The organism is Algibacter luteus (assembly GCF_030344935.1).
Taxonomy (GTDB): domain Bacteria; phylum Bacteroidota; class Bacteroidia; order Flavobacteriales; family Flavobacteriaceae; genus Arenitalea; species Arenitalea lutea.
This window is the reverse complement of sequence record NZ_CP128313.1, coordinates 3,273,030-3,286,224: the sequence shown is the minus strand read 5'-3', so window position 1 is coordinate 3,286,224 and position 13,195 is coordinate 3,273,030. Positions and strand designations below refer to the sequence as shown.

Here is a 13,195-nt window from a genome sequence, read left to right as displayed (position 1 = left end):
TTTAATTAATGACGGTGTTTTTGTGAATTATGGATAATCCATCATCAATTAAATGACCTAAATTTGGTTTATTCTGCTTAATAGTTTCAAAATGTTTCAATATTTTTTCCGATAATTCAGTTTCATTTCCTAGGTGTGCTAATTCGTAGAGTTCAACTGGTAACAACCAATCATTAGGATGCTTTTCTATAAGTTGCTCAAGCACTTTTGTTCTTGAAATGGTTTTATTAGTGCCATCTCTATAATCTCTAACCTGTTGATATAAAGTTTCTAAGGCTAATCGTCCTTTTGATTTTTTAATATGAATGGTTTGCGATGATGTTTTATGTGTAATTAAATCAAAGCTATTTAAATCCGCAGGTCCTGAAAATGCTGAAACAATTTCTTTTCCAACAGCCATATCGTAAATGCCCCATTCTGGTTTAAAGAGTGTTAAGTTATTGTGCGATACGGTACAGTTTTTAAAACTAATAAGAATGATTTTTCCTTGTAAGTTCCGTTTTCCAGTGATGATTTCTCCTGAAATTTTCACACCGCCTTCAAACTCTAAATGTACTACCTTACCCTCATAAATATGATATGCGGCCAAATCTCGAGGACTCATATCTTCAATAGCTAGGTTGATGCCTTTTAATTTTCCGATGGGAGACCCAAAACCTTTTTGATGCGTGATTGTGCCGTGACCCACAAGTTCTTTTTCTCTGTAAGCGAGTGCTGTTTCGCCAATGGTTTGAACATAAATGGGCTTGTTCTCATTTTCAATAACAGTGTCAAATACTCCGGAGATTTGAAGCCCTGTACTTAATTCAATGGTGCCCAAGGCATGTGACGCTATTAATTTTTTAATTCCAGAAAGCCCGCCTTTTCGCAATGCCATAGTGTTAGCAAACTCTTCCAAAACCAAACTTAAATGGGCAAAATCTGGTGTAACATAAAGCTGAGGTTGTGGTTTGGTAATATCGAAATCTTTATAGGTTGCATTAATATCATAGGGTAATTTTTCAACTTCATCTGTCATGCACCATGCACTTTCTCCAATTGAAGAAAGCAATCCAGCACCATAAATTTTCGGATTTTCTTGCGTGCCAATTAAGCCATATTCAACGGTCCACCAATGCAAATTTCTTATGAGAGCCATTTCGCTTGGCGTTCCCATAGTTTGTTGTAAATCTTCAACTTTTTTTTCTGCAGAAATAATATCTTCTTCCGTCGAATTGGGAGCTTCTTTAATTATAGATAAATGCCTTACAGCTTCATACAATTCATAATCTTTTGCTGATGAAATTGCCTTACATCCAATTTCTCCAAAGCGTCTTAAATATTCCGCATATTCGGGATTCGCAATTATTGGTGCGTGTCCAGCGCCTTCATGAATAATATCAGGAGCAGGTGTATACTCAATATGTTCTAACTGTCTTATGTCACTCGCAATTACTAGTACATTATACGCTTGAAACTCCATAAATGCATTGGGTGGTATAAACCCATCAACCGCCACGGCAGCCCAACCTATATCTTTTAAAATACGATTCATGCCATACATGTTGGGAATGCTATCAATGGAAATACCTGTGTGTTTTAATCCTTCCAAATAAGACTCATGGGCTACGGTGCTTAAAAAATCAACATTTTTACGCATCACATAGCGCCAAACGGCCTGATCGATTGCTGAATAACCCTCATAGTTTTGAGGTTTAATAAATTGCTGAAGATGCTTGGGTAGCTTTTGAAGTATTTCGTTAGATTCAAATAAATGCGACATCGGTAAATTTTATGTATAAAACTTGTTTAAAAATACGAATAATACATTGAAATATTCAGTTTTTAACTTTTCTTTCAATAGAATGTCGTTTATAAAAATATATATAACCAGACAAAATTGGTTTTAATACGTTAAATGTATTAAATAAAAAAGGCAGCTAATTAGCTGCCTTTTAATCTTTTTTATTGTTGGGAACCTGGAGGGTATTTCTCCATAATTTTAGTAACAAATTCTTTTATTCGAGCCTCTTTCTTATCCATGTTTCTAGTAAGATATCCAGTGCCCATACCTTGCCAAACCAATTCTTTTTTGTTGGCGTCAATAAGGTCTATATATAAATGGCCTTGTACACTGGTGGTTACATTAGGTTGGTTCCAACCCCAGCCCCATCCAGGACCAAAGCCACCCCAGCCACCCCAGCCCCAGGCACCGTAGCCCCAAGTATTGTTGTAAACGTTTACACGTTGCTGAGATTTGGTAAATAGACTTACCAGAATATCTGGATTTTCAGATTTAGTATAGCCTTTTGCTAAAAGTTCAGATTCAATGGCACGAAGTATTCTGCGTTTGTCTAAATCACTTATTTCAGCTTTATCAATTCCAGTTTTAAAGAATGCGAATGTTTTGTAATCACTAAAATTCGCCTCTTTATCATAATCGGCAGCTACTCTTACCGAGCTACAAGAAGCAAATACAAGTAGTAATGTCACAATTGGTAGGGTTTTAATAATTTTTTTCATAATACATTTTTTTTAAGGTTGCAGTGGCTGTAAAAACTATTCGGGACTTAAAATTAATATTTTTTAACAGCTTTTTTTAATGACTTCTATCATCAATAGCATCAATAATCATACCAAGTATAGACTACAATCAAAGGCTTTTTTGCTTACTTTTTTATTGAATTTGTCGCTGGATTATAGCCGTAGGGGCAATGCCTGCATCCGCTCTCGCAACAATACCCGCGTTTTAAAAGATACTGCTCGGTAAAACAGCGATACCCTTCAGGTGTTAGGTAGTAATCGCCCTCTTCAATGGGAATAAACTTTTTCATGAATCACAAAGATAATGTAAATTGGATTGATTTTTGAAGTTGCTTAATCATGATATTTATTTCAAAACATATCGTTCCTAGAGGTTATACAGGTATAACCATATGGCCTTTTGTGTTTTTAAAATCGAAATTCTTAAAAGAAAATCAGGTTTTAATTAACCATGAAAGAATTCATTTGAAACAGCAATTAGAATTGTTAGTTATCCCCTTTTATCTCATTTATGGTGTCGAGTTTTTGGTAAAATTAATTAAGTACAAAAATTGGCACAAAGCTTATAAGAATATTTCGTTTGAAAAAGAGGCTTATTGTAACGAATTTGATTTAGAATATTTAAAGCATCGACCTTTTTGGCATTTTTTAAAGTATCTTTGATACCATGATATTTGAGTTTGAAAAGACCATAAACGAGCGGGTAAATCTTCCTAAAACCAAAGGCGTCGAATTGTATGTAAAACGCGAAGATCAAATACATGCATTTGTATCTGGAAATAAATATAGAAAGCTAAAATACAATCTCTTAGAAGCTGAAAAAACGGGTTATAAAACGTTGCTAACTTTTGGTGGTGCGTTTTCCAACCATATTGCAGCGGTGGCTTCCGCAGGACATTTAATTGGGTTTAAAACCATCGGAGTTATAAGAGGAGATGAATTAGAATCTAAAATATCTGAAAACGCTACTTTAAATTTTGCACAAGAAAATGGGATGCAATTTAAATTTGTATCACGTGAAATTTATCGTAGTAAAATTTCGGAATCTTTTTTAGAATCTTTGAAGGCTGAATTTGGTGAATTTTATGTGATTCCTGAAGGTGGTACAAACGAATTAGCCGTGAAAGGCTGTCAAGAAATTTTATATCCAGAAGATTTTAATTTTGATTATATCTGTTGTTCGGTAGGTACAGGAGGCACTATTTCAGGGCTTATCAATAGTTCACAACCTAGTCAACAAGTTTTAGGTTTTCCTGCCTTAAAAGGTAATTTTTTAAAAGAAGATATTAGTAAATTTGCAACTCAAACCAACTGGAAACTTATTTCAGACTATCATTTTGGAGGTTATGCCAAAATAAATGACGAATTGGTAGCGTTTATAAACCAGTTTAAATCGGATTATAACCTGCCTTTAGATCCAGTTTATTCAGGAAAAATGATGTTTGGAATTCTGGATTTAATAGACAAAAATTATTTCCCCAAGGGATCAAAAATATTGGCTATTCATACTGGAGGTTTGCAAGGCATTGAAGGAATGAATGCTCATTTAAGAAAGAAAAATTTATCTGAAATTATTTAATTTAATGAAAAGACTAATCGTTATATTTTGTGTTACACTTTTAGCATTTAGTTGCAAATCCAGAAAAGGTATTGTAACCAAAAAACATAAGGACAATACTAAATCTGTTGAAGTAACTCAAAAAGATAATGAGCAAAAAAGTGAAGAAGAATCGCCAGCAGTGTATGTTACGAGCACAGAACATTACATCGATTTGCACAAAGCTACCGCGCAACAAGAAATGAGTTTGTATGGTATTCCTGCTAGTATCACTTTAGCGCAAGGTATTTTAGAATCGGGTTCGGGAAGAGGAAGATTATCAGTTGAAGCGAACAATCATTTCGGAATTAAATGTCATGAATGGACAGGAAAAAAAATATATCACGACGATGATGAGAAGCAAGAATGTTTCAGAAAATATAAGGATGCAAAATATTCGTTTCGAGACCATTCATTGTTTTTAACTGAAAGAAAACGGTATTCAGATCTTTTTAAACTTAAAATAGAAGATTATAAGGGGTGGGCTAAAGGCTTAAAAGCTGCTGGATATGCTACCGATAGGAAGTATCCGCAAAAACTTATTAGCTTAATAGAACGTTATAAATTGTACGAGTACGATAAAGAGGTTTTAGGCGATAAGTATAAGAAATTCGAGTTGCCTAAATCTGAAGGACGAATAACTTATACCGTTGTAAAAGGAGATACTTTGTATTCTATTTCTCGAGCACATAATATTACTGTTGAAGAACTTCAAAATATAAATGGTTTGAGCGATACGGCCCTTAGTATTGGGCAGGTATTAGTCGTAAAATCATCATCAAACAACTAATTAATTTTCATGATTTATAAAAGAAGCAGCGCATTGTTCGCTGAAGCAGAAAAAGTAATTCCAGGAGGCGTAAACTCGCCAGTAAGAGCTTTTAAAGGTGTAGGCGGAACGCCAATTTTTGTAAAAGAAGCCAAAGGTTCCTATTTATATGATGAAGATGGCAACAGATTAATTGATTACATAAATTCTTGGGGGCCCATGATATTAGGTCATGCCCACGAACCTGTTGTAAACGCTGTTATTGAAAAGGCTAAAAAAGGAACTTCCTTTGGAATGCCTACTGAAATTGAAACCAAAATCGCTGAATTAGCGGTGTCTATGGTGCCTAATATCGATAAAATTAGGTTTGTTAATTCTGGAACTGAAGCCTGCATGAGCGCTGTAAGATTAGCAAGAGGCTATACTGGGAAAGATAAAATTATAAAATTTTCGGGCTGTTATCACGGACATTCAGATTCGTTTTTAATTCAAGCAGGAAGTGGTGCTAGCACCTTCGGGACACCAAATAGCCCAGGTGTTACCAAAGGAACTGCAAAAGATACGTTGTTAGCTCAATTCAACAATATTGATAATGTAAAAGCCTTAATAGAAGCGAACAAAGGCGAAATAGCCTGTATTATTATTGAGCCAGTAGCTGGAAATATGGGTTGTATTCCGCCTAAGGAAGGATTTTTACAAGGCTTAAGAACCTTGTGTGACGAGAATGATATGCTTTTGATTTTTGATGAGGTAATGACTGGTTTTCGATTGTCTAAAGGAGGGGCACAAGAATTATATGGTATAAATGCAGATATTGTTTGCTTTGGAAAAGTTATTGGCGGCGGACTTCCAGTTGGGGCATTTGCGGCACGTAATGAAATTATGAATTACTTAGCACCATTAGGTCCGGTTTATCAAGCAGGAACTTTAAGCGGTAATCCGTTGGCCATGGCTGCAGGTTTAGCGATGCTTACCGAACTTAATACAAACCCTGAAGTTTTTAAAAGGCTAGAAGATAAAACTGCCTATTTGCACGAAGGCATTGCAAAGGTATTAACCGAAAATAGTATAACACATACCATTAATAGAGTAGGCTCTATGATTTCTGTGCATTTTGATGAAGCCGATGTGGTAGATTTTGATACAGCTGCCAAAGGAAACAATGATACTTTTAAAAAATTCTTTCATGGCATGTTGAACGCTGGTGTTTACATTGCACCTAGTGCTTTTGAAACTTGGTTTATAACAGACGCCTTAAGTTATGAAGATTTAGATTTTACTATTGAAGCTGTAAAAAAGGTTGCAACTGCTTTATAAAAGAAAACGCATCCCGAAATTTCGGGATGCGTTTAACATCAACTAAACTATAATCAACTAACTAAACTAAATTTTTATTCGGTTTTAGAACGCATTTTTTCTTTCATGCCTTTCTTTTTGTCTTTTCCTTTTTTTGCTTGTCGCATTTGAGATTTCTCCCATTTAGCATATTGCTCGTCGTTTAAAATCTTTTTCATTTTAGCCTTCATAGCAATTTTATGATCTAATTTGGCATTAGCCATTTTGTAGCGCTCTTCATCGGTAGGTTTTTTAGCTTCTCCACTTTCTTTTTTAGCTTTACGTGCTGCCATCATTTCTTTTCTTTTGGTAGCATTATCTAAATTTATTTTCATAACCTCTTTTTGTTGAGATTCTGTTAAATCTAAATGTAAAGTCATTTTTTTAGTTTGAAGTGTCGCTATTTCTTCTGCAGAAAGATTCATCATTTTATTGGCTCTTTCACCTCTGTTTCCTCTTTCTTTATTCTGTTGTTGTGCTGTAACTTGTAATGCTAACAACGCTACAGCAATAATTAAGATTTTTTTCATTTTGTGTATTTTTATATGTCTTTGCTCTTTTGACTTTCACATTTTAAAAAGGTTTAATTGTCAATAGAAATTTAACGACACGTTAACAAAATTGTGCATTTGTTTTGGAAATGGATTTGCGTTAGGGATTGTAGTGAAATGCCTACAGTGAGGCACGAACACGGACTTGCAGTGTAAAGTCCGACCCTTTTGGTAACCTGCCTGCCGGCAGGCAGGCGCCCTAAAAAATTATTTTGCGATTGGTATTTTTAAACTAATACCTGTTTGAAAGTCTGGCGCGTTGTTGACTTCTAAATCTTCTTTTATGAAAAGGGTGAGCATGTATTTTGGTGTGCCGTAGGTGTATATGAAATTCCAGCTAGATAATGGTTGGTAAAGATTGTATACACCGTTTTGCCAACCACCATTAATTTCACGCCATTTTCCTATAAGTTTGAAATAATCGTATTCTTCTTTTTTATTATAGCGCGTCTGGATATGATAATTAATACCAAAAGCATTGTAATTGCCTTTTAGCGTGTATTTGGTAATTTCTATTTCGGCTTCGAAAGTTCCTAAATAAGGATTATTACCTAAATCCATCACGTCTTTAAAATTGATTAAATTTTTACGTAATACGTTTAAGCCTGTGGCAATATTTAACTCGTAGTTTTTTTTTAACGGCAGTTTTTTAATGGCATTTGCTGAAATTCCTACATCGATAGATGAATTAAACCTTGAAGTGTTTAAACCCACATGCGTACCAAAATTCAAGAAAATACGTCGCGACTTATTGATGTTGAGTTTTGGGTAGTAAAAATGACTTAACTCTATGCCTCCCAGAAAGAATGTGTTATTATTTAGCTCTAAGGTATTACCGTTGCGATCTAAATATTTGAAATTGACTTGGTTTAAACCATAATAGCGCCTACCAAATGGATCTTCGCCACCAGCAACATGGCTATGAAACCATTCTATAGACTCATCGCTGGTAAAAAATGAAAACGGGTATTTACCTTTGGTAATAAGGTAGGATCTCAATGATATACCTATTTCGTGTTGTTGATTAATGGGAATGGTCGCCGTTGCTCTAAATTCTTTGATAACAGCGTCAATAACAATGTTTAAATAATCGGCAGGTGTGGTTTCTTGGTCTATAAAATGAAACGGACGTATATTCCATGCTACCTCACTTTGCTGTGCTCTAACGGTTGGATCTTTTGGGTAATAAGATTCTACATACGGGTGAAAATTATTTCCGCTAGTATAATTTATTGCCACCGTTGCTTTTAAAGGCGGCGCATATTTAAAATTGGTATTTAGTCTAGAACTAAAAATTCCAAAATGGTGGGTAGATAAAATACTAGGGTTTTCAATACCATTTTTAATTAATAGGCTATCTTTTTGTTGCGCTTGAGTGAGAGTGCAACATTGTAATAAGATAATTAAAGCAAATGGTATGATTTTTTGCATCGAGCAAAAATAAGTAAAGTTTTGTTTGATATTTAATTCTGCTTGAGTGAATTCTGAATATAGGGAAGAAACCAATTTATTGTATATTAGTATGCTAACATCTTTTATTAATGCCGTATTGGTTACATATTCTTATCATCATTTTAATTGCTTATGTGGTAATAAGTATTGCCTTGTATTATTTACAAGATTATATGCTATTTAAGCCCGAAAAACTTCCAAATGATTTTGAATTCTATTATGAAAATCAAGACACCAAAGAGTATAATTTAGAAACAAGAGATGGTGCTATAATTAATGGTTTACTTTTTAAGCCTAAGGGCGAATCAAAAGGCATTGTATTATATCTCAAAGGAAATTCTAAAAGCATAAAAGGTTGGGGTAAATTTGCTGTAGATTTTACCAGACATGGTTACAATGTGCTCATGGTAGATTATCGAGGTTTTGGAAAAAGTACGGGCAGACGCTCACAGAAAGCCATAAAGAGAGACTTACAAGAGGTTTATAATAAAATTAAGGAGCGTACTTCTGAAAATAGAATCATTTTATACGGAAGATCTTTAGGTTCTGGTTTTGCTGCAAAACTAGCTTCTATGAATCACCCCAAAATGCTTATTCTAGATGCACCTTATTATAGTCTAACAAAAGTTACCGCGCGATATGCGCCTTTTATGCCATTATCAGTTTTAATAAAATATCCGTTACCAACCTATAAATGGCTCAAGTATGTGCAGTGCCCAATACATATTATTCATGGTACGAATGATAAGTTAATACCATATAAAACGAGTGTAAAATTATCGAAGGTAAACCCTAAACTAACGAAACTGCATACAGTAATTGGTGGTGGACATAAAAATTTAAATAATTTTGAATCGTATCATAAAATGATTCATGATATATTGAATAACACTCCTCAAGATATCGATTTATCAACTACAAGCATTCATGTTCAACACAGCTCAAAACCCAATAAAACGAAAATTTAAAAACCTAGTTTTTGTTTTACTCAGTTTATATTTTATGGTAACAGCCCTTTTATATTTTTTTCAAGAGAAAATGTTGTTTTTGCCAACGGTTTTAGAGCAAGATTACACCTATCAATTCTCATATCCTTTTGAAGAACTATTTTTTCAAACAGAAACCAATGCTGTAATAAATGCCATCCATTTTAAAATTGAACAACCTAAAGGTGTGGTGCTTTTTTTTCATGGTAATGCTGGCGATTTATCGCGTTGGGGTGTTTTAGCAGAATATTTTGTTGAAAAACAGTATGATGTTTTAATCATGGACTACAGAACCTACGGAAAAAGCAAAGGCAAACTTAGTGAAGAGGCATTGTACCACGACGGACAGTATTGCTACAATTATATAAAAGGTTTATATGATGAAGATGATATCACTATTTACGGACGATCATTAGGAACTGGAATAGCAACTTATTTAGCTTCCAAAAACAAACCGAAACAACTCATTTTAGAAACCCCTTATTACAGTATATTAGATGTTGCCGAATCTCGGTTTTCCATATTGCCAGTAAAAGCACTATTAAAATACAAATTGCTGAGTTATCGGTTTATTCAAAAAACCGATTGCCCTATTTTAATGTTGCATGGCACCAGTGATGATGTTGTGCCTTATGCATCTGCCGAAAAACTCTACAACGCTTCGCCTAAAGATAGAACCACATTTGTGTCTTTTCCAGATGGAACGCATCATAATTTAAGTGCGTTTGATGCTTATCATAGTCATATGGAAATGGTACTTAAATAAACTTTATAGTTGGGTTACGGTGCTGATTAAAAGCAGCGGAAATAGCTTCTTTTTCTTAATATTTTAACATATCTAAGTATTAATTCTTAAATAAAAATTAAAATACAAAAAAGGAGTGTTAAACATTTCTAAATTACTTTTCTAAACGCTAAATATTCTGTCTATTTGTAGAGAAGTTTAGTTAATAAATTTAGTTAGTTTAGTTAGTTTTAAAAAAAGCCAGTAATTCATGAATTACTGGCTTTTTTAATTTTAGATATAAGTGTACTTTAAACGAGATTAACAAACAATCCTTGATCAGTCTTTTCAACTTTAGCAAGATTGTTTTTAGTTAATTCTTTAATCGATTTATCCCATTTTTTATTTGATAAACCAGATTGTCCTTTCAACGCAACTAGATCAATCGTTTCAGCTTTCTTCAAAATATCTAGCACCGCTTTCGCATCATCGCTAATAGCAACGGCTTTTTTCTCTGGTCGCATTTGTGGGAAGAACAACACCTCTTGTATAGACTGGTTGTTAGTTAAAAACATAATTAATCGATCCATACCAATACCCATGCCCGAAGTAGGAGGCATACCATACTCTAAAGCTCTTAAAAAATCATAATCAATAAACTCGGTAGCTTCATCGTCGCCTTTCGCAGCCAACTTCAATTGGTGTTCAAAACGCTCACGTTGGTCAATAGGGTCATTAAGTTCAGAATACGCATTTGCAATTTCTTTACCACAAACCATCAACTCAAAACGCTCGGTTAATTCTGGGTTATCACGGTGTTCTTTACAAAGTGGGCTCATTTCTTTTGGGTAATCCGTAATGAATGTTGGTTGGATGTAATTGCCCTCGCATTTTTCACCAAAAATCTCATCAATAAGCTTCCCTTTGCCCATGGTATCATCAACTTCAATACCCATATCTTTGGCGGCTTGTTTTATTTCGTCTTCAGATTTCCCAGTAATGTCAAATCCAGTAAAATGCTTTATCGAATCGGCCATAGTTACTCTAGCATATGGCGCTTTAAAATCAATTTCGTGTTTGCCAAAAGTAGCTTTCGTACTTCCGTTTACAGCCATAGCACAATGCTCTAACAAACGCTCGCAGAAATCCATCATCCAGTTATAATCTTTGTAAGCTACATAGATTTCCATAGCCGTAAACTCAGGATTGTGGGTTCTGTCCATTCCCTCGTTTCTAAAGTTTTTAGAAAACTCATAAACGCCATCAAAACCACCAACAATTAATCTTTTTAAATAAAGTTCGTTAGCGATTCTCATATACAACGGAATATCTAAAGCATTGTGGTGCGTTACAAACGGGCGTGCCGCAGCACCACCAGGAATAGGTTGTAAAACGGGCGTTTCAACTTCAAAATAACCAGCATCATTAAAAAACGAACGCATCGCATTAAACAATTTGGTACGCTTTACAAAAACGTCTTTAACTTGTGGGTTTACTACCAAATCGGCATAACGCTGTCTGTAACGTTGCTCGGGGTCGGTAAAAGCATCATGCACTTTACCTTCGGCATCTGTTCTAGGTAATGGTAGCGGTTTTAAAGCTTTACTAAGCAGCGTAAAATTTTTAACTTTCACAGTTTTCTCACCAACTTTGGTTAAAAACAATTCGCCTTCAACACCAATAAAATCGCCTATATCAAGTAGTTTTTTATAAACTTCGTTGTACTTGCTTTTGTCATCACCAGTACAAATTTCATCTCTGTTAAAATACACCTGTATCCGTCCGTCAGCATCTTGTAATTCAGCAAAACTCGCGTTTCCTTGAATACGTCTAGACATCAAACGACCTGCAATATTTACCTGTTTTCCTTCCTCAAAATTGGCTTTTATAGATTTCGATGTGTTTTTAACAGGATATAAATCGGCAGGATAAGGGTTAATACCCAATTCGCGTAATTTGGCTAGTTTTTCTCTTCTTACAAGTTCTTGTTCTGATAGTTGCGACATAGTCTAATGGCTGTGTAAAAATTTTTAAGGCACAAAGATAATCAATTGATTTACGATTTACGATTATTGAATTACGATTTTTTTTTAGGCGCCTGCCTGCCGGTAGGCAGGTTACCACAAGGGTCGGGCTTTCCATTACAATCTTTTTGCTCGTGCCTCACAAAAAGGATTTTCATTGCAATCCCTAACGCAAATTGTAACAAAAAATATACTTTTACGTCATATAATTAAATCATCAATTAAAAAATAAATCATGAGTTTCTGGAGAGTTTTACTGTCTATTATTTGTCCACCTTTAGCCGTTATCGATAAAGGTTGCGGTTCTATTATTATTGTGTTCTTGTTATGGCTTTGTGGCTGGGTGCCAGGAGTTATAGCAGCATTGGTAATACTTAATAATCCTAAAAATTAGTTTGTAGAAGGTGCTTTTCAGTAACAGGTAGTCGATTAATTGGCTGCTATCATCTATCTACCTTCTTCATTCAAAATCATATAAAATATTGTAATTTTGCGGTTCATGAATAAGAACATCGAACTTCAAGATTTAGGCCTTAAAGATTACAAGCAAACTTGGGATTACCAAGAAAACTTGTTTAAAGCTATTGTAGATACTAAAATTAAAAACAGACGCGAAAACGCCGCTTTAGAAACCAAAAACTATTTTTTGTTTGTAGAGCATCCGCATGTTTACACCCTTGGTAAAAGTGGCGATATGTCCAACTTATTGGTTGACGAAGCACAATTAAAAGCAAAAAACGCAAGTTTCTATAAAGTAAATCGCGGCGGTGATATTACCTATCATGGCCCTGGTCAAATTGTTGGATATCCTATTTTAGATTTAGATAATTTTTTTACCGATATTCATAAATACCTACGTTTTCTTGAAGAAATGATCATTTTAACCCTTGCTGAATACGGTTTAAAAGCCGAACGAAGCCCTGGCGAAACAGGTGTTTGGCTAGATGTAGGCACGCCATTTGCACGAAAAATTTGTGCTATGGGTGTACGGGCAAGCCGCTGGGTTACCATGCACGGATTTGCTCTTAATGTAAATGCCGATTTAGGGTATTTCGATTTAATGATTCCTTGCGGTATTCGTGGAAAAGCGGTCACTTCGCTTAACGTAGAACTCGGACTTGAAAAAGTAGATGAATCTGAAGTTAAAGCAAAACTTTTGAAGCATTTTAAATCGCTTTTTGAGGCAGAGTTTTATCAGGGGAGCTAACGGTTTTGTAAACAAGGTTATCAGTCG

At 34.7% G+C, this 13,195-nt stretch carries 14 protein-coding genes; 8 read left to right on the top strand and 6 right to left on the bottom strand.

Annotation, left to right across the window (positions count from 1 at the left end; genetic code table 11):
- Nucleotide 1: 1 nt before the first annotated feature.
- From O5O44_RS13955 to O5O44_RS13945, 3 genes are all read right to left on the bottom strand, one after another.
- Nucleotides 2-1,762, bottom strand: a complete 1,761-nt coding sequence (locus tag O5O44_RS13955; RefSeq protein WP_289194847.1) for an aromatic amino acid hydroxylase — start codon at nucleotides 1,760-1,762, stop codon at nucleotides 2-4.
- 182 nt (nucleotides 1,763-1,944) lie between these two features.
- Nucleotides 1,945-2,502 carry a DUF4136 domain-containing protein gene (locus O5O44_RS13950; RefSeq protein ID WP_289194846.1) on the bottom strand — a complete coding sequence of 186 codons (558 nt, stop codon included), beginning with the start codon at nucleotides 2,500-2,502 and terminating at the stop codon, nucleotides 1,945-1,947.
- Nucleotides 2,503-2,648: 146 nt separating this feature from the next.
- Nucleotides 2,649-2,813 (bottom strand): C1orf53 family protein, encoded by a 165-nt coding sequence (locus O5O44_RS13945; RefSeq protein WP_162129539.1) that lies wholly within the window; start codon nucleotides 2,811-2,813, stop codon nucleotides 2,649-2,651.
- 49 nt (nucleotides 2,814-2,862) lie between these two features.
- Here O5O44_RS13945 and O5O44_RS13940 point away from each other — a divergent pair, with 49 nt between their 5' ends.
- The 4 genes from O5O44_RS13940 to hemL are packed head-to-tail and all read left to right on the top strand — an operon-like array spanning nucleotide 2,863 to nucleotide 6,206.
- Nucleotides 2,863-3,186, top strand: coding sequence for a hypothetical protein (locus O5O44_RS13940; protein ID WP_289194845.1), 324 nt, complete (start codon nucleotides 2,863-2,865; stop codon nucleotides 3,184-3,186).
- 4 nt (nucleotides 3,187-3,190) lie between these two features.
- Entirely contained in the window at nucleotides 3,191-4,102 is a 912-nt protein-coding gene (locus tag O5O44_RS13935; RefSeq protein WP_289194844.1) for a 1-aminocyclopropane-1-carboxylate deaminase/D-cysteine desulfhydrase, read from the top strand.
- A gap of 4 nt (nucleotides 4,103-4,106) precedes the next feature.
- Nucleotides 4,107-4,910, top strand: a complete 804-nt coding sequence (locus tag O5O44_RS13930; protein ID WP_289194843.1) for a glucosaminidase domain-containing protein — start codon at nucleotides 4,107-4,109, stop codon at nucleotides 4,908-4,910.
- Nucleotides 4,911-4,919: 9 nt separating this feature from the next.
- Entirely contained in the window at nucleotides 4,920-6,206 is a 1,287-nt protein-coding gene (gene hemL, locus O5O44_RS13925) for a glutamate-1-semialdehyde 2,1-aminomutase (protein WP_289194842.1), read from the top strand.
- 74 nt (nucleotides 6,207-6,280) lie between these two features.
- On the opposite strand, the gene O5O44_RS13920 is transcribed toward hemL, so the two are convergent.
- Nucleotides 6,281-6,754: a DUF4890 domain-containing protein gene (locus O5O44_RS13920; protein WP_289194841.1), complete on the bottom strand. Its 474-nt coding sequence runs from the start codon at nucleotides 6,752-6,754 to the stop codon at nucleotides 6,281-6,283.
- 228 nt (nucleotides 6,755-6,982) lie between these two features.
- Entirely contained in the window at nucleotides 6,983-8,206 is a 1,224-nt protein-coding gene (locus O5O44_RS13915) for a hypothetical protein (protein ID WP_289194840.1), read from the bottom strand.
- A 110-nt stretch (nucleotides 8,207-8,316) separates the two neighbouring features.
- On the opposite strand from O5O44_RS13915, the gene O5O44_RS13910 reads away from it, so the two are divergent.
- Nucleotides 8,317-9,195: an alpha/beta hydrolase gene (locus O5O44_RS13910; protein WP_289194839.1), complete on the top strand. Its 879-nt coding sequence runs from the start codon at nucleotides 8,317-8,319 to the stop codon at nucleotides 9,193-9,195.
- Nucleotides 9,155-9,979, top strand: a complete 825-nt coding sequence (locus O5O44_RS13905) for an alpha/beta hydrolase (protein WP_289194838.1) — start codon at nucleotides 9,155-9,157, stop codon at nucleotides 9,977-9,979. Before O5O44_RS13910 ends, O5O44_RS13905 begins: the two co-directional genes overlap by 41 nt.
- A gap of 269 nt (nucleotides 9,980-10,248) precedes the next feature.
- On the opposite strand, the gene lysS is transcribed toward O5O44_RS13905, so the two are convergent.
- Nucleotides 10,249-11,943, bottom strand: coding sequence for a lysine--tRNA ligase (lysS, locus tag O5O44_RS13900; protein ID WP_289194837.1), 1,695 nt, complete (start codon nucleotides 11,941-11,943; stop codon nucleotides 10,249-10,251).
- A 253-nt stretch (nucleotides 11,944-12,196) separates the two neighbouring features.
- Between lysS and O5O44_RS13895 the strand changes: the two genes are divergently transcribed.
- A complete protein-coding gene (locus tag O5O44_RS13895) occupies nucleotides 12,197-12,355 on the top strand; it encodes a YqaE/Pmp3 family membrane protein (RefSeq protein ID WP_019388284.1) in 159 nt (52 codons plus the stop codon).
- Between the two features lie 105 nt (nucleotides 12,356-12,460).
- Nucleotides 12,461-13,168, top strand: coding sequence for a lipoyl(octanoyl) transferase LipB (gene lipB, locus O5O44_RS13890; RefSeq protein WP_289194836.1), 708 nt, complete (start codon nucleotides 12,461-12,463; stop codon nucleotides 13,166-13,168).
- Nucleotides 13,169-13,195 lie beyond the last annotated feature (27 nt).

Coding starts and splice junctions, on each gene's coding strand:
- O5O44_RS13955 (WP_289194847.1), bottom strand. CDS start 1,762: ATGTCGCATTTATTTGAATCTAACGAAATACTTCAAAAGCTACCCAAG.
- O5O44_RS13950 (WP_289194846.1), bottom strand. CDS start 2,502: ATGAAAAAAATTATTAAAACCCTACCAATTGTGACATTACTACTTGTA.
- O5O44_RS13945 (WP_162129539.1), bottom strand. CDS start 2,813: ATGAAAAAGTTTATTCCCATTGAAGAGGGCGATTACTACCTAACACCT.
- O5O44_RS13940 (WP_289194845.1), top strand. CDS start 2,863: ATGATATTTATTTCAAAACATATCGTTCCTAGAGGTTATACAGGTATA.
- O5O44_RS13935 (WP_289194844.1), top strand. CDS start 3,191: ATGATATTTGAGTTTGAAAAGACCATAAACGAGCGGGTAAATCTTCCT.
- O5O44_RS13930 (WP_289194843.1), top strand. CDS start 4,107: ATGAAAAGACTAATCGTTATATTTTGTGTTACACTTTTAGCATTTAGT.
- hemL (WP_289194842.1), top strand. CDS start 4,920: ATGATTTATAAAAGAAGCAGCGCATTGTTCGCTGAAGCAGAAAAAGTA.
- O5O44_RS13920 (WP_289194841.1), bottom strand. CDS start 6,754: ATGAAAAAAATCTTAATTATTGCTGTAGCGTTGTTAGCATTACAAGTT.
- O5O44_RS13915 (WP_289194840.1), bottom strand. CDS start 8,206: ATGCAAAAAATCATACCATTTGCTTTAATTATCTTATTACAATGTTGC.
- O5O44_RS13910 (WP_289194839.1), top strand. CDS start 8,317: ATGCCGTATTGGTTACATATTCTTATCATCATTTTAATTGCTTATGTG.
- O5O44_RS13905 (WP_289194838.1), top strand. CDS start 9,155: ATGTTCAACACAGCTCAAAACCCAATAAAACGAAAATTTAAAAACCTA.
- lysS (WP_289194837.1), bottom strand. CDS start 11,943: ATGTCGCAACTATCAGAACAAGAACTTGTAAGAAGAGAAAAACTAGCC.
- O5O44_RS13895 (WP_019388284.1), top strand. CDS start 12,197: ATGAGTTTCTGGAGAGTTTTACTGTCTATTATTTGTCCACCTTTAGCC.
- lipB (WP_289194836.1), top strand. CDS start 12,461: ATGAATAAGAACATCGAACTTCAAGATTTAGGCCTTAAAGATTACAAG.